This window comes from Peribacillus sp. FSL K6-1552 (genome assembly GCF_038005205.1).
In the GTDB taxonomy this organism is placed as follows: domain Bacteria; phylum Bacillota; class Bacilli; order Bacillales; family DSM-1321; genus Peribacillus; species Peribacillus butanolivorans.
Genome location: NZ_JBBOST010000001.1, coordinates 3,290,689 through 3,313,045, shown reverse-complemented (window position 1 = coordinate 3,313,045; position 22,357 = coordinate 3,290,689). Strand labels below are relative to the sequence as shown.

Here is a 22,357-nt window from a genome sequence, read left to right as displayed (position 1 = left end):
AATGTAAGTAGTAAGAGGGGGATAATAATGAGTAATAGCACGAATGTAACTTGGCATGAAGCGTCTTTGACTAAGGAACTCCGTCGTAAGCAAAACGGACATGAGAGTACAGTTCTATGGTTCACAGGACTCTCAGGCTCCGGAAAATCAACGATTGCAAATGCAGTCGCTAAAGAGTTGTATAACCGAAATATTCGAAGTTATGTCTTGGATGGAGATAATATTCGCCATGGCTTAAATAAAGATTTGGGTTTTTCTGAAGAGGATCGGACTGAGAATATTAGACGGATCGGTGAAGTTTCCAAGCTTTTTGTGGATAGCGGGCAGTTCGTATTAACGGCATTTATTTCCCCTTTTCGAGCAGACCGTCAAATTGTACGCGATCTGCTTGAAGAAGGCGAGTTTATTGAAGTCTACATAAAATGTCCGATTGAAGAATGTGAAGTGCGTGATCCAAAAGGTCTTTACGATAAGGCACGTAAGGGAATCATTAAAGACTTTACTGGGATTGACTCTCCATATGAAGAACCTGAACAGCCGGAAATCGTTTTAGAATCCAACCAATATAGCGTTGAAGAGTGCGTCGAACAGGTAATCAACTATTTGACAACTAAGAGAGCGATTTAATCGAGGAGGAAAAAGTAGTGGTATATGAGAAGTTTTGGTCTGAAAATCCGGTAATTGCTAAAAACAAAACTGAAGTCTGGAAATTAGAAAAAGATGGTTTGAAGATCTTTGACGATATTCCTCATTATGCAGCAAATGGCTTTGAATCCATTCCTAAAGAAAAGTGGGATATGTTCAAGTGGGCAGGTCTATACTTGCAACGACCAAAAGAAGCGGGCTATTGGATGATGCGTGTCGTTATTCCTGGTGGTATCCTTACTTATGACCAACAAATCACACTTGCTAATATCGCGAAAGATTACGGTAGAGATGTTTATGACATCACAACTCGCCAAGCTATTCAGTTTCACTGGTTGACTATTGAACAAGTCCCTGATATTTTGAACCGTCTAGAACAGGTTGGGATGACTACTGCTGGTGCATGTGGTGATATTACACGGAATATAATCGGAAATGCATTAGCTGGAATCGATCCTGACGAACTTTTTGATACACGTGACGTCCTTTATAATGTATTTGAGTATTTCCGACTTAACGAAGATTTTTCAAACCTTCCAAGGAAATATAAAATGTCAGTCAGTGCTAATGTTCATAATGCTTCCAATGCTGAAATTAACTGCGTTTCATTTAATCCAGCTACGAAGGTTATTGATGGAAAGACAGAAGTTGGTTTTCACGTTAAAGTAGGGGGTGGATTATCCTCCGTTCCTATGCTAGCGGAAGAACTTGATTTATTCATTTTACCGGAGAAAACAGTGGAAGTGGCAGCCGCCATCACAACGATTTTCCGTGACTTCGGTTACCGTGAAAAGCGTCATCGCTCTCGATTGAAATTCCTTGTTGCTGATTGGGGTCCAGAGCAATTTAAGGAAAAATTGCTTGAATACACCGGTCCACTACCAGAAAAGGGAGAAAGTGCATTGAAGGAATGGAATGCTGGCTATTTCTATGGTATCCATAAACAAAAACAAGAAGGACTCAACTATGTTGGAGTCAATATCCCAGTTGGCCGTTTAACTCCAGACGAAGTCATTGAGTTTGCTGAACTTTCTAAAAAATACGGAAACGGTGAAATCCGCAACTGTAATTCGCAAAATCTAATTATTCCTAATGTTCCGGATGCAAAACTTGAAGAATTAAAACAAGAATCAATTTTTGAAAGATTTCCATATCAACCAAAAAAATTCATTGGTTATTCCGTTTCTTGCACAGGCATTGAGTATTGCAACCTGGCACTTGTTGAAACAAAAAAACGGATGAAAACTATTGCTGAAAAACTGGATAAAGAAATTGATTTAGATGTACCGGTAAGAATGCATATGGTAGGTTGCCCTAATAACTGTGGTCAACGAGCTATTGCTGAAATCGGGTTGCAAGGTATCAAAATGAAAAACCAAGACAAAAAAATGGTCGAGGCTTTTGAAATATACGTAGGCGGAACACTTAATGCTGGTGGGAAGTTCAATGAAAAATTAAAAGGGAAAGTGGAAGCTGAAAAGCTTTATGACGTATTAAAAGAGCTTATCCTGTTTTTCAAAGAAACAAAGCTATTGTCTGAAACTTTCTTGGATTTTGTAGAGCGAGTAGGAAAATCAGAATTACAAAGTAAACTTGATAATATTTTAACAGAGGTTGCTGTTTAAATAGCGGAAGGTAAGAAGAATATGAATCTATACCGTTTTGAAGTCACTATTAAAGAAGAACTAATTCATGTCATCATCGCCGCAGATTCGGATGAAAAGGCCTTCCAGCTCGTTGATATCGAGCTGGAAAAGCGTTTTTTGAAAATGCCTGAAGTGGATGATATATCATTATACGAAAAAAGAAAAATTAATAATGGAACAGGTTACGTATTATCGGAATTCGAAACAATTCTCTAAGGGAAGGCAGGTTGCATAATGGGGAAAGTATATCTAGTAGGAGCCGGTCCTGGAGATCCAGATTTAATTACAATAAAAGGATTAAAGTGCATTCAAGAAGCCGATGTCATTTTATATGACCGTCTTGTCAATAAAGAACTGTTGAATTATGCAAAAGAAGGAGTCGAATTGATTAATTGCGGTAAACTGCCGGATTATCATTTGTTGCAGCAAGATACAATCAATCGATTTCTAGTTAAATATGCAAAAAAGGGGAAAATTGTTACGCGATTAAAAGGTGGCGATCCCTTTGTTTTTGGAAGAGGCGGAGAGGAAGCTGAAGCCCTTGCAAAAAATGGCGTAAGTTTTGAAATTGTGCCAGGCATTACGGCTGGAATTGCTGCCACAGCTTATGCTGGAATTCCAGTGACCCATCGAGATCATGCTTCTTCATTTGCCATTGTTACCGGCCATCGGAAAAAAGACGAAGATGATAATATCAAGTGGGAATCTCTTGCAAATGGTATTGATACATTAGCTATATACATGGGAGTGAAGAATCTACCGTATATTCAAGGGAAACTTTTGGAGCATGGAAAAAACCCCAATACTCCAGTAGCTCTTATTCATTGGGGAACGTTAAAAACACAAAAGACAGCTGTCAGTACATTAGCTAATGTAGTAGAAACAGCCAAAAGTGAGCAAATTTCCAATCCTTGCATGATAGTTGTAGGAGATGTGGTCAATTTACGAGAGAAGATCAAATGGTTTGAACAAAAACAAGCGGAAAATTTGTTGGCAAATGAGGCCTTTTAATGGAAGCTATATTATATATTTGCCATGGAAGCCGTGTCAAAGAAGCATCTGCCCAAGCGATTGATTTTATTCATGTATGCATGGAAGGACAATCTAACACAATTCAAGAGTATTGCTTTTTAGAATTACAAAGTCCTACGATAGAAGATGCCTATGATCGATGTGTGCAACGCGGAGCGACGAAAATCATTGCTATTCCAGTTCTTCTGTTAACTGCTGCACATGCAAAATATGATATTCCAGTAATTCTATGTAAAATGAAAAAACAGTATCCAGAGGTAGAGTTGAAGTACGGAAGACCCATTGGGGTCAGTGATAAAATGGTTGACATCTTAGTAGAAAGATTGAAAGAGACAAGCGAAAAGGTAACGGAGAATTCACTAGTTTTATTAGTTGGAAGGGGCAGCAGTGATCCCGACGTGAAACGAGACTTAAGCCAATTAGCGGGTTTACTTAAGCGCAGGTTACCAAAAAGCCAAGTACAAGATTGTTATCTGACTGCTGCTTCACCAACTTTTGCAGAAGCATTGGAAATGGCTGAAGATTCCCAATCAGATCAAATTTTTATTATTCCTTACCTTTTATTTACCGGTATTTTAATGCAATCCATCCAAACAGCTATTAAAAAGATCCAGAAAAAAGGCAAACAGAATTTTGTTCTCTGCCGTTATCTCGGTTATCATCCGAAGATAGAAAAAGCATTATCAGAACGAATTCACGAAGTGTCTGAGGAGGGTGCTTATGTATCCAATTACTCTTAATATTGAGAATAGAAAGTGTATCATTATCGGCGGTGGTAAAATAGCTTACTTTAAAGCGGGCCCCTTACTAGAAGCAGGTGCTGAAGTAACTGTTGTAAGTCCTGAAATATGCGAAGGTTTCCAGAAGCTACAAGAGGAAGGGAAAATCCATGTTTTACTTAAAGAAGTAGAAGAAACTGACTATAAAGGTGCTTTTTTAATCATAGCTGCAACAAACTCCTCAGAAATTAACGAGCAAGTCTATAAGAACACATCTCATAGCCAACTTGTTAACGTTATTAGTAATCAAGAGCTGGGCAACTTTCATATACCAGCTACATTGAATAGAGGTAAGCTCACAATTAGCGTTTCTACCAATGGGGCAAGTCCAAAACTCGCTAAAAAAATCCGAAATGATTTACAGGAAGTTTATGGTGAGTCATATGAAGAATACCTTGAATTTCTTTTCGAAGTAAGGATGCATATAAAAAAGAGTTCATTATCAAAAGATGAAAAATCTCAGTTACTAAAAGATTCAATTGAGGATATTTATAAATATTCCCTTAAAGAAAGATATCGTTTTTTAGCTAGGCTTTTGCAAGTAGAAACTGAATATAAATCATTGGGCTGATCAGAAAAACTGAAGGCACCTAATCAAAATGAAACAATTATTTTGGTTAGGTGCCTCTTTGTGTCTGAAAATAAAATTTGAATGTTCTATTTACTAGCGGTTCTATCTAAGTAAAAAAAAGGGGGAAGTCATGAAAAAGTTAATCGTTTTAGCCTTTATCGGGTTTTTAGCCCAATTAATAGATGGTTCACTTGGAATGGGGTATGGAGTAAGTTCAACTTCCTTATTGTTGACATTCGGGATCGTACCTGCAGTAGCATCAGCATCTGTTCACTTATCGGAAGTAGTAACGACAGCTGTTTCTGGAGCATCTCATATCAAGTTTGGGAACGTAGATAAGAATATGGTCTATCGTTTGATTATTCCAGGTTCTGTTGGAGCATTTGTGGGTGCTTGTTTTCTGAGCAATTTGCCAGCTGAATTAGCAAAACCGTATATTGCTATCTTTCTATTTGGCCTAGGAGTATACGTTTTGTTTCGTTTTCTATTTATTTTCAAGCCGTCTAAGGAAAATGAAACCGTAACGCCATTAACAGCGAAACAATCTATCCCGCTAGGACTTTTTGCAGGGTTTTGTGATGCAACAGGTGGAGGGGGATGGGGACCGATAGCGACGCCTGTTCTATTGTCCAAAAAAGGAATGACTGCGAGGAAAGCTGTCGGGACAGTTGATACTAGTGAGTTTGCGATTGCTTTTTTTGGTAGCCTTGGTTTTATCATTTCTCTTGGATGGGAAGCGGTTAATTGGCTTTGGGTTGGAGCACTGATTATCGGTGGAGTAATTGCCGCACCGATTGCGGCCTGGCTTGTTCGTATGCTTCCTGCTCAATTAATGGGGGTTTTAGTAGGTGGTTTCATCATTTTAATTAATGTAAGAACCCTTTTATCTACATGGGTTCCAGACGATGCACACATCTATATTTATGCAGTTATTGTCATTGGATGGATTGCAGGGATTTATTTTACAATCAAAAAGATGTCTACGGCGAAAAAGCAAGGTTACGTGGAACAACAGCAGAATGTTTCTTAATAGCGGTAGAAGGCAGAAGTTGATATTACAGATTTGTTTTAATAACTAATGAAAAACTCGTAGGTACATAGAATACCTACGAGAAAGGTCTTTTAATAAAAGCAATATGTTTTTGAGTATGAAATCTACCTATGTATTCTTCTGTATAGTCTATACCTGTTACAATGCAATAATGTAAATAAACATTGAAATGGCAACTTTCATTAATAAAGGGAAGGGACGTATTCGACTTGCAATAAAGAGACCACGACTAAAACTATCGAACCAAAAGGCTACCAGACATGATGAGTTCTTAACGTTTCATTCTTGTTCAGACTTTATAGGACTGATTTGACCATTTCTGGAGTTCGTGTCTAAACGCCTCATTGAATACTTCAGCTCCTACATTATTAAACGAACATGTATAAAAATCTCATCCCAACTCTCCCTCATTCAATATTCCATTCTTTATTATAGATCCAATATATCGTTCCAATCTCTATTTACTGCTTTCAACAGAATGAATTTGATGAACCATGTTATAGCCCCGCTGCATAATCTGCTTTCCAAATAGTTTCAAAGTGAACTAAAAAGTGATTTCTCTTTATCGACAAAATTCCGTTCGTTAAACGCAATAAATTATAAATCTTCAAGTTTTTTCGATGTAGTATTCAAAAGCAAAGTATTGCTTACAAGAACTTTATAAGTATGATGCTGAATAGAAACAAACAAGTTAGGCATGGTACAAGAGCCGACATAATTATTATTAAAAGGGGTTAAACTGAAAAACTTCCAAATAAGAGGCTGATTATTAACTGAAATTTCTGTTAGTTTAGGAAAATATAAAATCGTTTGTTAATATTGGTATAAAAGGGTTTTGTTGTAAAGTTATATGAAAAGGGGGGGAATTGATTGGAGCTTACAAAGAGAGAAAAATTGATAAGAAGAATTGACCGTCATCTTCGTGTAACGGCTAGGCAACTTATTATGTTCGATACAGAAGAAGAGACGCTGAAGTTTCTAATAGATTCGTTTCAATTAGATTTAAACTGTGACTTTGTCTGTATTCTTTTGAATGAAGATGGATATTTAATTCCAAAGGTATTCAACGGTGAATCCGATTCATTCATAGAGAATTTCCCTATTAATATCAGGAATAACAGTTCTGACCTTTTAGAATATCCCTTGGCGTTTCCCGATTCGGAAGTAGAGAAAATACATGAACTTTCGGATGTGATTAGAAAAGAAAAGATACAATCATGGTTCACTGTCCCTTATAAAGGGGATTACGGAGTATCAGGTGTCTGTTTAATTGGTTTTAAAGATTTGGTTCCTTTATATCAAGAAATGGTATTGATTTTTACTGACTTTGGAAAAGATATTGCGGTTGCAATCAAATTAGCAAAGCAAAGAGAAGAACAGAAGAAAATTGGAATTGAGTGGATTACGGATAGTTTATCCGTTAATTCGCCAATAGAAAAAACTATTGGGAAAATAATAGAGAGAGCGGGAAAGGGAACGCAATCAAAGAGAGCTTGTGTTTATTTATATATAGAAAAAGATAATAGTTTCATTTTGCAAGAACCATGCTTTGGCCAACCACTGTCACTAAAAAGAATCGTTCCCCAGAATAATAAACTTATCGACTACTTTCCATATCTTGCTGCATGGGGAGGTAAAGCATTAACAGTCTCCTTAACGATGAATTTAAAAACGATTGGTGTGCTCCATGTAGAAGAGAAGGAAACTAACAACGGAATATATACAGCAGATGATTTACAAACTTTAAAATTAATGGCTCAACATATGGCTGCATTAATTGAAAATATCCGATTATTTGAAAGTGAAAAGGAGCATAAGCAAAGAGTGCATATGCTGCTAGATTATCAGCAGGCTTTGGTAAAAGAAACGATTGAGCAAGATAGTTTTGTTGGTATAACCAATACAATCAGCGAACTTTTCTCTAGTTCGGTCTTACTCTTTGATCGGTTCATGAGACCTATTGCCCATTCCATGCATCCATTAGATAACGCTGACGTTCAGTTACTTATTGAACAGGCGACTTACCAGGTATTTCAAGGGCGTAATCAAGAAATTAGGCAGGCATCCATGGGTGATACGAAAAAAAAACTAATGATCTGGCCAATTAATCACGGAGGAGATCTTCTCGGACATTTGGCTATTCATCTAGACCAAAATGACATGGATGACTTTTTTAAGCTCAGTGTCAATATCGCTAGAAATATATTCTATTTGCAATTTATTAAACAAAAGCTTGTGTTTGATACGAAAGAACAGGTTAAGGATGGTTTTATCAATAAATTGTTAGTGCCTAATTTGATAAATGAAGAAGAAATCATTCAATATGCAAATGTATTCAATTGGAATTTATTTTTACCTCACCGTATTTCTGTACTTTCTTTTAATTTTGGAAACAAAGTTGAATCTGAAAATGGAATTATTGAGTTTCAAGAGAAAAAAACCATGTTATTTAACCGGGTTAGGGAGTGGATTGCAGCATTTGATAAAGAAATTCTATTTGCAACTAAAGGGGAATTATTTATATTAATCGTCCCAATTTCAATAGAGAAAGATAACCCGAGGGAATTTTGGACTAAACTCTTTACCTATATCCAAAAGTGGAGCAAGACTGAACTGGCAAAGCCCTTCTATTTAGGCATAGGAGGAAAAACAGCAGCAATCGGTGACTATTTTGTTTCTTATCAACAAGCTGTGGAATCGCAAAACGTGATAATAAACCAGTTTAAAGAATCGAATTTTGTTCTTTATGATGATTTAGGAGCATACCCATTATTTCATCATTTGAAGAACAGTACATCGACCCGATTGTTCATAAAAAAATATCTAAGCCCTATTTTAAATAACTCTGATGACAAAAATAATACCCTTTTTCAGACACTGCGAGCTTATTTAAATAATAATGGAAGCATTAAAGAAACTTCTGAGGAACTTTTCATTCATCGCAGTACACTGCAGTACAGAATGGAAAAGATTCAGAGCCTGTTGGATATCGAATTGACTAGTTCTGAACAGCGATTTAATCTGCAGCTCGCATTTAAATTAAATGACATCATTGATTTGTAATTCGACATGATGATGAAAAACTAAATACTTTTTCCTTCACGGTGCAGGTATTTTTGACTGCCCTATTTTTTTATAATGAAAATACAGAATATACAATAGACAAGTGTGGTTTTTAAAAGGTTTAGTAATAAGACTTATAGAAAAAAATGAAAGCGATTACAGGGAGGGGCTAATAAGATGAAGGACATACAGACTATTCTTGAGAATGCTTACAAGGCTGAACCGGATAAGGAAGCTATATTCGATGGTTATAGGAGAATTACCTATAGGGAGTTATATTCAGATGTAGAAAATCTGTCATCAGCGCTTGCTCATTTAAATATTACAAAAGGAGATCGAGTGATGGTCTGCTTGCCAAATTGGCATGAATTCGTCACTATTACATTCAGCCTTGCTAAAATAGGAGCGATCATTGTTCCTTGTAATACAAGATATAAAGCAGATGAGCTCTCATACATATTAGAAAATTCGAGGTCAAAAGCAGTGTTTTTAATAGACAATAATGATCATATAGAGATTTTTAAGAATAAAGTGAATAACACAATAGAAAGTAAAGGACTTGAACAAATCTTTACGGTTCGATGTAAATCTGAAGGATATAGGTCTTTAGAAGAATTAATCGAGCTAGGTAGGGAAAAGTCTACCCCTAAAATCAGGATTGATTCTCGAGAAGATATATTTTCGATTCTATATACATCTGGTACGACTGGCAATCCAAAAGGTGTAATGCTGACTCATTATAATGTATTAAAAACTGCTCAATTAACCAATGTAGCATTGGAAAGTTCGAAGGAGGATGTATTCTTAATTCCTGTTCCTGTCTTTCATATATTTGGAATGGCTGCATCGATTGTGCCAGCCGTTGAGGCTGGAGCAAAAATGGTTTTGTTGGAAGAGTATAAAGCATTAAAAGCCTTAAGACTAGTAGAACAAGAGAAAATAACAGTCCATCAAGGAGTCCCAACTATGTTTATTTTGGAGCTTAATCACCCTGAATTTGCAGACATGGACTTATCCTCACTAAGAACAGGGATTATTGCTGCAGCTCCATGTCCCGAAGAAATTGTTAAAAAAATAAGAATCGAAATGGGTTGTAATATTGTTGTTGCTTATGGTTCTACAGAGACGTCTTCTACACTTACTGTAACATCCTTGGAAGATGATGATATAATCCGCTCTCAAACAGTTGGAAAGCCAACTTCCGGTTCAGAAGTAAAAATTATTGATGCAAACAGAAAAGAGATGCCTACAGGTGAAATTGGAGAGATAATCTGTCGGAGCCCTGGGGTCATGAAAGGTTATTTTGAGATGCCTGAAAAAACTAGTGAAGCCATTGATTCAGATGGCTGGTTTTATACGGGGGATCTTGGAACAATAGATGATCAGGGGAACCTCCGAATTGTAGGAAGGAAAAAAGAGCTGATTATTAGGGGAGGTTATAATATCTATCCACGAGAAGTCGAAGAATTGCTTTATCAGCATCATAGTGTATTAGAAGTAGCCATTATTGGTCTGCCAGATACTGTTATGGGTGAGGTGGCCTGTGCGGCTATCAAATTAAAACCGGGTAAAGAGGAAACAGAGGAATCCATTCGGGAATTTATTGAAGACCGTATATCAAATTATAAAGTACCTGACCGTTTTATCTTTTTAGATGAGCTGCCTATGACCCCTAGTGGGAAAATTAAAAAGTTAGCGTTACAGGAAGAATTGAGAGCGAAATTGCATTCTACTTTACGCTAAATATAATTCCTTATTCGAAGTGGATACTAAAATATTATTACGGTTTAATTGCCTGTTTCTACACTGAAAAGAGCTCAGTTTAACTCAGTAAAAATGTTGCAAATACATGGACGAAGCAGGTCTAATAAATGTGGAAACCATTGAAATAGTCATAAAAAAAGATTTCTAAACTGGTGGTATAAAAGCGGTCATATAAGTGTCTCTTTAAGGGAATGGGAAGATGTATTTTATTGAATGAATGAAGCCTAGAGATTTAATTCTCAAGGCTTCTTTATATTCAATAATAATAAAAGAAACAAGTCAAAAATGAGCGTCTGCCGACTAGCAGATGCTTTTTTTTAAGGAAGTGGTTTCGTATTTTGCATCAAACGGTCATGATTATTGAAGAGTTTCTTCCTAAAATTAGTAAACGCATAATCAAATTTTATTGTATAATTCTGAATGAGAATAATCTAATTTACCAAACAATTGGAGAAGGGATACAATATGAGAAATAAAGGAAAATACCGGATTGTTATTGAGATATTGAGTATTATATTTGGTAGCTTATTAATTGCTATTGGTGCAAATACATTGTTACTTCCAGCTAATTTACTGTCTGGAGGTGTCATAGGGATTTGTATGATTTTGTACCACTTTTTTCATTGGTCAGTGGGAGTACAATATTTTATCTATAATATCCCACTATTAATTTTAGGATATATCCATTTAGGGAAAAAATTTATCCTTTATACAATTCTTGCTGTCATTTCTGACACCATATTCCTTCATTTTATCCCCATTCGTCTAATGTGGACGGATAATATTATTTTAGCTTCTATTTTCGGGGGTATAATCTCTTTTGCTGGCGGAGCAATCATGCTTCGTGTAGGAGGCTCAAATGGCGGATTAGATGTCCTTGGACGGATCATTGCTAAACACAAAAATCTGTCCATTGCAAAATTTGGTCTTATCGTTAATCTGATTATTGTTGCTATTTCTGCTGTGATTTTTGATGTTCAGGCAGCCATGTTTACCATTCTTTCGCTATATGTTGGAGCTAAGACTTATGAATCCTTGCTTAATATGGCGGAAAGAAGTTCTGTAATTATTGTGACGGATAAGGGAGATGAGATATCTGAAGCTCTCAATCAAGCGTTCCATCGCGGTGTTACATCTTGGGACGCTTTAGGTGCCTACTCACATAGTGAAAAACAAGTCATACTTTGTGTGATTGTGAATATTCAATGGTCAGAATTATGTCAAACTGTACAAAGTATAGATGATCACGCATTTATTTCAGCCATGCCAGCTCAAAAAGTCATTGGTAATTTTAAAAATGTCTGGTAGAAAAAAGAAGTAGATATAAGGGAAGGTCCGTTCGTAAAAGTACAACTTTTGCGAACGGGTCTTTTTTTATAAAATGTTTTTTTTTACTTTTGTTAACGTACTAAATGAATGAGACATCTTTATAAAAAAAAAGGAGGGGATTTCAAGTAATTTCAATATCAATTATTAAAGCGCATGATTGGGAGCAGGAATGTTCTATACATTCATTCACAAGATCGTTTTGGCAGAAACAAAGAAGAAATCCATCAGGATTGGCATAAGATCACAAAAAATATCCAAGCGGATAACGTTGTCATGGATATTCCATTATTGGATATTACTTAATTTAAAGATAGCCAAGGTACATACATTGCGGATCTTGTTTTACAAATCAATTCCTAGATGGTGGAAGTGGAACAGGACCGTATTCGAAAACTACGGCATGGGGTAATTGATGTGGCTTTGCAAAATGGTGTGCTATTCGGACGACCGAAAATTCAAGAAACGGAAGAGTTTAATGAAGTCTATTATTTTTGGAAAGCAGAAGAGAAGACAGCTGGTAAAGCTAAAGACATGTCAGAACTAGGCATTATAAAGACGACTTTTTATAAGTTGGTTAAGGAATATGAAAAAGACTTTAATAAGAGCATTTTATAATAAAAGAAGCTCGACAATAAAAGAAGAAGGGTGTGCTCAAGGAAGCAAATGCTATTCACTGGTAAGAGAGAGGCTTTTGGAATTGCGGAAAAAACCATATTGAACCGAAACAAAAAGAAGAAAAGTGAAGGAATCAACGTTTCTAAAATCCAACATAACTTTTTGATTATTTATACTGAAAAGGACACAGATTTTATTATGATAGATTATAAATCTTCTTAAACTTCTAAAAAAGTTAGGGATGCAAATGTTAACTAAAGTATAGTTGCACCAATTGTTATCGGTGAATTAGTACAAGTTGCTGGCGAAAATCATGCGCTTTGGTGAAAAAATGTATCTAGTCGTTTAGAAATAGTCAAAGTAGAGAGAAATTAAAGCACCTATTACCATTTGTTGTTTTTTTATTTTGAAGAATTAACGAAGTACCCCTTTTGTCATTTTGATATTTTTGTTAAAGACAAGGTAAAAAGCCACATAGTATGTTCACAATTTGTTGACTTTCTCGACTGTAAGCAAAAATTACTAATATATTACCAAGTTTTGTAGTTTATGTCATATAAGATCAAAATATGCATGATTTTGTAATGAAACTGTAAAAAAAAGTGTCGTGAATGAGTGATAGAATTAAAAAAAGAGATTTTCTGGAGGAAAATATATATATGAAAAAAATTATAGCTGCATGTGTTGTGACCGGTTTGTTGCTATCCAATCCTTTAGTTAGTAATGCTGCATTAGGTGATCGTACGTTGAAAAGTGGAATGACGCATACCGAAGTTAAACAATTACAAGGGGTTCTGAAGAAAAAAGGATACTTCACTAGTAAAAACACGACTACATATTTTGGGACGGTTACGAAAAGTTCAGTAGTGAAATTTCAAAAAAGAAAAGGCCTAAAAGCAGATGGTATTGTCGGTTCGAATACCTATAAAGCTTTGGGGATAACCAAAAAAAACGCCCAACAAGCAAACAGTTATTCATCCGCTAAGCTGGTAAGTAACGCTAAAAAACATTTGAATGTCCCTTATGTATGGGGAGGGAGCTCGCCAAAAGGTTTTGATTGCAGTGGGTTTGTAAAATATGTTTTTAAAGAAAGTTCCAATGTGACTATGCCACGAACTGTTGGGGAAGTATACAAGAAGGGGAAAAAGGTTTCTTCCCCAAAAGCCGGGGATCTTGTGTTTTTTGAAACCTATAAATCAGGTGCCTCTCATATGGGGATTTATATCGGTGGAAACCAATTCATTCATAGCTCCTCCTCAAAAGGTGTATCAATTACTTCGATGAATAATAGTTATTGGTCGGATAGATATATAGGAGCAAAAACATATAAATGATAGGGTTACTTTTCTGACATATAAATATAGAGTTTAAGGCCAGTTCTGTTAAAAAAGGACTGGCTTTTGCTTTTTTTAGTACAATAGGGTTATTATATAGACCACTTCATTAGGTTTATTGAAAAATTCATGAACTTCTTTTTCTGCTTTTTTTATATTTAGGTTCGTGCCGGCTCCTCTTTTTTCGTAAACACCATCGTAACTTGTGAAAATGAGGTCTACTGGTAGTCTAAAGTCGTCGCCAGTCTGAATTGACCGTTTAGAAGCATAATGATTAGTGTTTGGAAGATAAAGGGTGTGGGAAGTCAGAAAGAGTAAAAAGTGAGTATGATGTGAAAATTATTAATGCAGTTATTTGAAGCAAATAATAATTCGAAGGGGCTCTGAAATGGGGACATCAAAAAAATAGGGATTTTGTTTATGATCTGTAGTATGTTTTTAAGTATCATCATTTATGTTGTTTAATCTAAGTCGTTATATATTTTTCGAGTAAAATTAATGAGATATGGATGTTTTGGGCATTACAAACGCCTGGCTTTGTTATTAACGCTTACTTAACGGGCATGCCTGTTTTTTTAGTTTTATTATTAAAGTTACTGCATTTTTTGATATATTATTATTTGTTGGAGATTTATGGACGAGGCTGCTAAGTTATTAACTGACTTTATTTAAGAAAAGCCAAAGTCACACCTACTATGTGCTTCAATTTCCTATATAATATGGTTGATTATCAATAGGGAATGAAAGTTAGGAGAGAAAGTCATGCAACTAGAAAAATTAATTGATCGAAGAAAAACACATTCGGTTAAATGGTATATAGAAGATCAAGATATTATTCCATTATGTATTGCCGATATGGATTTTCAAGTTTCAGAAGAAATAGTAAATGCCATAAGTCAAAAGGCACTGCACGGAATTTACGGCTATAGTACGTTTTGTGAGCGTTATTATGATGCTGTTCAGTATTGGTGGAAAACACAATACGATTGGGAGTTAAAACGAGAATGGATTTCTTTTAGCCCGGGAATCATTCCTGGTATTAATTTATTGTTAAAAGCATTAACACAACCGGGTGATGGGGTTATCGTACAAGACCCCGTATATTATCCGTTCTTTTCTACGATTGAAACACAAGGTTGTACCATTTTAAACAATTCTCTCATTTATTCGAATGGTACCTATGAAATGAATTTTGAAGATTTTGAGGAAAAAGCATCACAGCCAAATACGAAAGTATTTATTTTGTGTAGCCCTCACAATCCAGTAGGTAGAGTGTGGACTCCTGAAGAATTGAGAAAAATAGGAGAAATTTGTGATAAACATGGTGTCTTTGTTATTTCGGATGAAATGCATGGAGATTTAACTTACTCAGGTTATAAACACATACCATTTGCAACGGTTCATCCAAACCATTTAAAATTTTCTATTACATGTGCTGCACCGAGTAAAACATTTAACATTGCGGGAATGCAAAGCTCTATTTTTATTATTCCGAATAAAGATGTTAAAGAAAAGTATGAGGCGCTTTTAACAGGATATGGATTAATGCGTCCAAATGCCTTTGCCGTGGAAGGAACGATTGCTGCCTACTATAAAGGTTTACCTTGGCTACAAGAAGTAAAGGAGTATTTGGAAGAGAATCTTCAATATGTTTGTTCCTTTCTAAAAGAATATATTCCTTCAATTAAAGTTGTGAAACCAGAAGCAACCCATTTGATTTGGTTAGATTGTCGAGATCTAGGAATTCCACATGACAAATTGCATTCGTTCTTCTTAGAAAATGTAAGAGTTCGCCTCGATGAAGGTATGAAGTTCGGTAGCGGTGGCTATGGTTTTGAACGTATAAATATTGCATGTCCGCGTGAGGTTCTAACTGAGGCTTTACTTAGAATGAAAGCGGCAGTAAAAGGAAAAGAAGAAACCTGCTAACGATTTTAGCTAGCAGGTTTCTTCTTTATTTTACTCATGAATAAATCTACTACCTTTCCATTGTGTTAGGCGGGTGTTACTCCAGACTTTACAGAAAGGAAAAGACCCTTTCTGTAAAGTCTGGTGCGTGTCGATTCGGCATTATATGGCCCGAAAACCTCGGACTATATGGGTGGCGCCAACACTCCTAGTTACCTATTACATTTTCAGCAAAATAATGTCGGAAAAGGTAGGAAAATATTTTTCAGTTTTGTACAATAATATATAAGAGAATGGAAAAGAGGTTTTACAATGGAAGGCATATCCGATCATTTGAAAGAAAACCTAGATATTTTGTTTGTTGGCTTTAATCCAAGTATCCGTTCGGGACAGACAGGTCATCATTATGCGAATCCCAACAATCGCTTTTGGAAAATTCTCTTCGAATCCGGACTTACACCTAGAAAATATCACCCAACTGAAGATTCTTTATTACTAGATTTAGGCTATGGTTTTACAAATATCGTTTCTAGGCCTACCAAAGCTGCTGATGAAATCACAAAAGAAGAGTATAAAGAAGGAAGGAAACAATTAAAGAAAAAAATTGAAAAATACAAACCTTTACTAGTCTGTTTCGTTGGTAAGGGTGTCTATCAGGAATATCGGCAAATACGAAAAATTGCATGGGGACTCCAAAAAAATTCAGACGATATCGTGACGAAGGAATTTGTTGCTCCATCATCAAGCGGTTTAGTAAGAATGAGAATTGAAGAAATTATTGAAATATATAGTGAGTTGCCAGTACTTATCGACAATTTAAAATATAGTTAATGTTACATATTAAAACAAGGGTGGAGTTTTATATGAGTCAGGATAGTGCGGAATGGAAAAGTGGTACTTTTTCCGATGTTAAAGAAGGTGAAGGCTTTTGGCAGGGCGTTAAGGATTGTATTCCGACATTATTGGGATACTTAAGCATTGGTTTTGCAGCAGGGGTAGTCGAAAAAACGTCAGGATTAAGCATGATTGAAGTGGCACTTATGTCTCTTTTACTATATGCAGGATCCGGCCAATTTATAGCGGCAGGTATGATTGCTGCAAGCCATCCGGTATCGGCCATTATTTTCACGATATTTTTTGTTAACAGTCGTCATCTTTTATTAAGTGCAGCATTGGCACCTTATTTCCGACATCAAACCTCGAGGCAAAACCTGATAACAGGAGCCTTATTAACTGATGAAACGTTTGGAGTGGCTGTCACCCAAGCGCAGAAAAAGAAAAAACTTGATTTTAAATGGATGTTAGGCCTGAATCTAGCAGCCTATTTAAACTGGTTTGTTGCAAACATGGCAGGGGGTTATTTTGGCCAGTGGATTCCGAATCCAGAAAAATACGGGATGGACTTTGCCTTGCCTGCTATGTTTATTGGTCTATTAGTTTTACAGATTCTAAGTAAAAAAAAGTTTTTCATAGATCTTGTAGTCGCTTTAAGTGCCATTTTAATTGTGGTTGCTATAAGTTTTATCTTTCCTGGAAGTACAGGCGTTATAGTTGCAACAATATTAGCTTCAGCGATAGGGATGGTGATTGAAAGATGGAAATAACAGGTTATATCCTTCTTGTTATCTTAGGTACTTCAATTGTAACCTTCATCCCCAGAGTCGTTCCATTAATGCTGCTTAGCAAAATGGAGATTCCTGAGTGGGGAATCAATTGGTTAAAGCATGTACCAGTAGCCGTCATGGCTGCTTTGCTTGCACAAGAACTTCTTTTATCAGAGCAGGTCTTTTCAATTAAGGAAAATGCACTGAATTTAGCTGCGTCTATACCGACGTTTATAGTTGCCATTTTTACAAGAAGTTTATTAGTAACTGTTCTAATAGGAGTACTATCTTTGATGGTAATGAGATTTTTCTTTTAAAATAGGCAAAATAAAGACTAAACATTATAACGACAGGACAATATTACTAGTAGTGAGTAATCATTACTAGTTTTTTTGTGCTCAAATATAAATAGCAAAAAATATAAAGTTTTTTTCTTATCAAATAGGCATATAACGCTTTTTAGAGAACATTGAAAGCTTGATTATCAAAAGAGACCTTTAGTACATAAACTAATGTAAATGAACTTCTAGAATGTAGTTCTGATAACTGAATTGAAAGCGCTTCTAATTTAAAATAAATGACAAAGCGTTTAGAAAATGGAAGGCTGTCAACAATGAGAATAAGAAAATAGCTTCGGAGGTGTATAACTAATGAATGTAAACGGTGCACTAGAGGTTCTTGATCGTATGCGTCTTTCCAATGGAGCGTATACAGCGAGTGTTTCCAATGATTATAATTATGTCTGGATCCGGGATGTCGTATATACAGTATTGCCTTTTTTAAATGATACATCCGATCGTTATGAGAAAGCGTACCATGCTTTATTTGAGTTATTTCGAACCTACGAATGGAAAATAGATATTCATACTGAACAGAAACCCCAGTATCTTTTTGAATATATCCATTCTAGATATTCCACTGATCTTAAAGAACTTCCGGAAGAGTGGGGGCATGCTCAAAATGATGCGATTGGTGCCTTTTTATGGGGAGTTGGTGAAGGGTATCGGCATGGTAAAAAGGTGTTAAGAGATGAGCATGATTTACGGATTGTTCAAAAGTTAGTTAACTACTTGGAATGCCTTCAATATTGGCAGTCAGAAGATAATGGCATTTGGGAAGAAAATATAGAAATTCACGCTTCCAGTATCGGTGCCTGTGTAGCTGGTTTGAATTCCGTTAAAATGCTGGTCAACGTAAAAGAGGAATTAATTAAAAGGGGTGAGGAAACACTTCGTTTTTTGCTTCCAAGAGAAAGCTATACGAAAGAGACGGACTTAGCCCTTCTATCTTTAATTTATCCTTACCGTCTTGTCGATCGAGATACAGCCCTTAAAATATTGCAGAATGTTTCAGAACGTCTTGAAAGAACAAACGGCTGTATACGGTATGAAAGGGACCTTTATTATAATGAAGGTCAAGAAGCAGAGTGGTGTTTCGGACTTCCGTGGCTGGGATTATGCTATCATGAACTAGGTATGATGAACAAGGCAAAGGAATATATAGAGAAAACAAAAAATATAATACCAGAGAACTGGGAAGTTCCTGAATTATATATAGGAGGCAGTAATATTCCTAACGGAAATACTCCTCTGGCATGGTCCGTTTCTTTATCTTATTTATTCTTAACAAAAACTAAAATGATACGTACTGAACAAGTAACATGAAGTTTTCGTACATGGCTACTTAGAGCTCTTCCTAAAATATGGGAAGGGCTTCAATTTTGTGCTTTATTTTTACATAAAATGGTTATATTTTACGAAAAATGTTTTAAAATTTAAAAAAAGGACATTAATTACAATAACTTCACCTCCATTTGAAGGATTAATATAATTTTCATCGAATATATATAATATCTGGGGAAGAAAGGGAAAAATGCTATCGAGTTCATGTTGATGGAGGGGTAAAATTTGAATACAATTATCGACCAGCTACAAGAGATTTATCCAAGCGATTTTGATTTGTATTTATTTCATGAAGGCACCCTTTATGAAAGTTATAAAATGCTTGGGGCACACTTTGTTACATCATCAGGTAAAACAGGAGTCAGATTTGCCGTTTGGGCACCCCATGCCAAGCAAGTTTCAGTAGTCGGTAATTTTAATAATTGGGATGGAAATGATCATGCTATGGAGCGGATTGAGCGTTCAGGTATCTGGGTGTTGTTTGTACCAGGATTACAAGAAGGAGAGCTATACAAATACGAAATACATACACCCGGAAATAAACGTATCCTAAAGGCCGATCCTTATGCTTTTTATTCGGAAATAAGACCAAATACAGCCTCTATCATTAAAAGGTTGGATAATTTTGAATGGCAAGATTCGAAATGGATAGCCGATAGGAAAAAAGAAAATATTTATCATAAACCTATGTCGATATATGAAGTTCATCCGGGAACATGGAAACAGACAGAGGACGGGGAATTTTATTCGTACCGTGAACTGGCTGATAGATTAGTTGACTATGTGATTGATAATAGTTTTACACATGTGGAAATCATGGCCATATTGGAACACCCATTCGATAAATCTTGGGGATACCAGGTTACTGGATATTATTCAGTAAATAGCCGTTATGGCTCACCAGAAGATTTCAAGTATTTTATAAACCGCTGCCATCAAAATGGTATTGGTGTAATTCTTGACTGGGTTCCCGCCCATTTTTGTAAAGATGCTCATGGTCTTGCCCGATTTGATGGAACACCTCTCTATGAACCAATTGATCATACTAGAGCTGATCGCCCAATATGGGGAACATACAATTTCGATTTTACTAAACCAGAGGTAATTAGTTTTCTCATATCAAATGTGTTGTATTGGATGGACGTTTACCATATCGACGGGGTTCGTGTCGATGCGGTATCTTCTATGGTGTATTTAAATCATGATAACCCTTTGCCGGTAAAGTTAAAAAACCAAAATGGCGGTGAAGAAAACATTGAGGCAATACAATTTTTGCAAAAACTTAATGAAGTGGTTTTTAAGAAGTATCCAAACGCCTTAATGATGGCTGAAGAAGCAACAGACCGGCCACTTATAACATCTCCTACCGATATAGGCGGTCTAGGTTTTAATTATAAGTGGAATATGGGATGGACTAACGATATTCTTCGATATATGAAACTTGATACGAGTGAAAGACCAAATCATCACAGCCTTTTAACCTTTTCATTTTTCTATGCTTTTTCAGAGAATTTCGTATTACCCTTTTCACATGATGAAGTAGTTCATGGCAAAAGGTCTTTATTGAATAAGATGCCAGGTGACTATTGGCAGAAATTTGCGAATTTGCGTTTACTCTTGGGGTATTTTATGACTCATCCTGGAAAGAAACTTCTCTTTATGGGTGGGGAATTTGGTCAGTTTATTGAGTGGAAAGATGAGGAGCAATTAGATTGGTTGCTATTGGAATATGAATCACACACAAAGCTAGCACATTACTTCCGTAGCCTCCAAGAATTATATAGAGAAACTTCCTGCCTATGGAGACTAGATCATGATCAGGAGGGTTTTGAATGGATAGATCCTAACAATAGTAGTCAGAGTATTCTTACCTTTGTGAGAAAAGGTAAACGCAAAGGCGATTATTGTATTGTAGTCTGTAATTTTTCTGCTCAGACTCATAATCATTATAAAATCGGTGTACCATCTCAGGGGAAATATATAGAGGTCTTTAATAGTGATTCTGTAGCCTTCGGAGGGTCAGGTCAGGTCAATAAAGAACCCATAAATGTAAAAAAAGAGCCTTATCATAATCAACTATTCAGTATGGAAATAACAGTACCTCCATTAGGCGTATCGATTTACATGAAGCAAACCAAAAAAAGACGCGGGAGAGTGAACGATTAATGGGAGCGAAAAAATGGATTGCAATGTTATTGGCAGGAGGGCAGGGTTCAAGATTAGGTGAATTAACTATTGGGCTGGCAAAACCAGCTGTTCCGTTCGGGGGGAAATATAGAATCATTGATTTTCCATTGAGTAACTGCACTCATTCTGGTATTGATACTGTTGGGGTACTGACCCAATATCAGCCTTTGATACTTAATGATTATGTGGGTAACGGTAAAGCTTGGGATTTAGATCTAGATGTTGGCGGGGTTTCTGTTCTTCCTCCATATCAAGGGAAAAAAGGCGGCGAGTGGTATAAAGGAACAGCCAATGCTGTTTATCAAAATATCCAATACATTGATAACTATGATCCGGAACACGTGTTGATCCTATCAGGTGACCATATTTATAAAATGGATTACAGCAAAATGCTTGATTATCATATCGAAAAAAATGCAGAGGCGACAATAGCTGTCATTCAAGTACCTTGGCAGGAAGCAAGCCGTTTTGGCATTATGAATACGAATGAAGCCGATAGGGTTACTCAATTCGATGAGAAACCAAAATATCCAAAGAGTAACCTGGCTTCTATGGGTGTTTACCTTTTCAATTGGAAGACCTTAAGGAAATACTTAATTAACGATGAAAAAGATGTGAATTCATCCAATGATTTCGGCAGCAACATTATTCCAAAGATGCTGGAAGATCGAAAAAAACTTTTTGCCTATCGTTTTAATGATTATTGGAAGGATGTTGGAACCGTTGAGAGCCTTTGGCAGGCACATATGGATTTATTGGAGGAAACACCAAATTTCCAGTTGGATGATCAGCAGTGGAAGATTTTTGCTCGAAATGCAAATCACCCTCCACAATATATATCATCAGAAGCAGAGGTCAGCCAATCGCTTATTAATGAGGGCTGCATGATACATGGAAACATTGATCACTCAGTTTTATCCTATAATGTACAGGTGGGATATGGATCAACGATTAAAGATTCAGTCATTATGCCTAATGTTACGATTGGTGAAAACGTTCATATAGAAAGAAGTATTATTGCCAGCAATTGTGTTATAGAAGATGGTGCTGTAGTAGGCAATTCAGCCGTTAATTCTGAAATTACCTTGATAGGCGAAAATCAGACCATTACAAATCCAAACAAAAAAAAGATTACTCTTAACTAGAA

19 protein-coding genes are annotated in these 22,357 nt (G+C 36.1%); all 19 read left to right on the top strand.

The window, feature by feature from the left end:
• Positions 1-27 precede the first annotated feature (27 nt).
• Positions 28-627, top strand: a complete 600-nt coding sequence (cysC, locus tag NST21_RS15890) for an adenylyl-sulfate kinase (protein WP_201185142.1) — start codon at positions 28-30, stop codon at positions 625-627.
• Between the two features lie 17 nt (positions 628-644).
• Positions 645-2,270, top strand: coding sequence for a nitrite/sulfite reductase (locus NST21_RS15885; RefSeq protein ID WP_057218906.1), 1,626 nt, complete (start codon positions 645-647; stop codon positions 2,268-2,270).
• A gap of 21 nt (positions 2,271-2,291) precedes the next feature.
• Positions 2,292-2,507, top strand: coding sequence for a DUF3906 family protein (locus NST21_RS15880; protein ID WP_053346353.1), 216 nt, complete (start codon positions 2,292-2,294; stop codon positions 2,505-2,507).
• A gap of 18 nt (positions 2,508-2,525) precedes the next feature.
• Positions 2,526-3,302, top strand: coding sequence for a uroporphyrinogen-III C-methyltransferase (gene cobA, locus NST21_RS15875; protein ID WP_053346352.1), 777 nt, complete (start codon positions 2,526-2,528; stop codon positions 3,300-3,302).
• Positions 3,302-4,063 carry a sirohydrochlorin chelatase gene (locus tag NST21_RS15870; RefSeq protein ID WP_340890138.1) on the top strand — a complete coding sequence of 254 codons (762 nt, stop codon included), beginning with the start codon at positions 3,302-3,304 and terminating at the stop codon, positions 4,061-4,063. Before cobA ends, NST21_RS15870 begins: the two co-directional genes overlap by 1 nt.
• Complete coding sequence (locus tag NST21_RS15865) at positions 4,044-4,673, top strand: NAD(P)-binding protein (RefSeq protein ID WP_340890137.1); 630 nt, start codon at positions 4,044-4,046, stop codon at positions 4,671-4,673. The genes NST21_RS15870 and NST21_RS15865 overlap by 20 nt, the downstream gene beginning before the upstream one ends.
• Before the next feature lie 130 nt (positions 4,674-4,803).
• Complete coding sequence (locus tag NST21_RS15860) at positions 4,804-5,703, top strand: sulfite exporter TauE/SafE family protein (RefSeq protein WP_340890136.1); 900 nt, start codon at positions 4,804-4,806, stop codon at positions 5,701-5,703.
• An 891-nt stretch (positions 5,704-6,594) separates the two neighbouring features.
• Positions 6,595-8,787, top strand: coding sequence for a helix-turn-helix domain-containing protein (locus NST21_RS15855; RefSeq protein ID WP_340890135.1), 2,193 nt, complete (start codon positions 6,595-6,597; stop codon positions 8,785-8,787).
• 177 nt (positions 8,788-8,964) lie between these two features.
• A complete protein-coding gene (locus NST21_RS15850; protein WP_057218899.1) occupies positions 8,965-10,530 on the top strand; it encodes a class I adenylate-forming enzyme family protein in 1,566 nt (521 codons plus the stop codon).
• Between the two features lie 486 nt (positions 10,531-11,016).
• The gene (locus NST21_RS15845) at positions 11,017-11,859 is read left to right on the top strand and encodes a YitT family protein (RefSeq protein ID WP_340890133.1); all 843 of its coding nucleotides are present in this window, start codon (positions 11,017-11,019) and stop codon (positions 11,857-11,859) included.
• Between the two features lie 390 nt (positions 11,860-12,249).
• Positions 12,250-12,495 (top strand): hypothetical protein, encoded by a 246-nt coding sequence (locus tag NST21_RS15840; RefSeq protein ID WP_340890132.1) that lies wholly within the window; start codon positions 12,250-12,252, stop codon positions 12,493-12,495.
• Positions 12,496-13,154: 659 nt separating this feature from the next.
• Positions 13,155-13,829, top strand: coding sequence for a C40 family peptidase (locus tag NST21_RS15835; RefSeq protein ID WP_056527327.1), 675 nt, complete (start codon positions 13,155-13,157; stop codon positions 13,827-13,829).
• A gap of 762 nt (positions 13,830-14,591) precedes the next feature.
• Complete coding sequence (locus tag NST21_RS15830; protein ID WP_056527321.1) at positions 14,592-15,758, top strand: MalY/PatB family protein; 1,167 nt, start codon at positions 14,592-14,594, stop codon at positions 15,756-15,758.
• Between the two features lie 291 nt (positions 15,759-16,049).
• A complete protein-coding gene (locus tag NST21_RS15825) occupies positions 16,050-16,568 on the top strand; it encodes a mismatch-specific DNA-glycosylase (protein ID WP_056527318.1) in 519 nt (172 codons plus the stop codon).
• A gap of 32 nt (positions 16,569-16,600) precedes the next feature.
• The gene (locus NST21_RS15820) at positions 16,601-17,341 is read left to right on the top strand and encodes an AzlC family ABC transporter permease (RefSeq protein WP_056527315.1); all 741 of its coding nucleotides are present in this window, start codon (positions 16,601-16,603) and stop codon (positions 17,339-17,341) included.
• Positions 17,332-17,658, top strand: a complete 327-nt coding sequence (locus NST21_RS15815; protein ID WP_056527312.1) for an AzlD domain-containing protein — start codon at positions 17,332-17,334, stop codon at positions 17,656-17,658. The genes NST21_RS15820 and NST21_RS15815 overlap by 10 nt, the downstream gene beginning before the upstream one ends.
• Positions 17,659-17,991: 333 nt before the next feature.
• Positions 17,992-19,005, top strand: coding sequence for a glycoside hydrolase family 15 protein (locus NST21_RS15810; protein WP_340890130.1), 1,014 nt, complete (start codon positions 17,992-17,994; stop codon positions 19,003-19,005).
• A gap of 243 nt (positions 19,006-19,248) precedes the next feature.
• Positions 19,249-21,189 (top strand): 1,4-alpha-glucan branching protein GlgB, encoded by a 1,941-nt coding sequence (glgB, locus tag NST21_RS15805; RefSeq protein ID WP_340890129.1) that lies wholly within the window; start codon positions 19,249-19,251, stop codon positions 21,187-21,189.
• On the top strand, positions 21,189-22,355 hold the full coding sequence (locus NST21_RS15800) for a glucose-1-phosphate adenylyltransferase (RefSeq protein WP_056527303.1): 1,167 nt from the start codon (positions 21,189-21,191) through the stop codon (positions 22,353-22,355). Before glgB ends, NST21_RS15800 begins: the two co-directional genes overlap by 1 nt.
• Positions 22,356-22,357 lie beyond the last annotated feature (2 nt).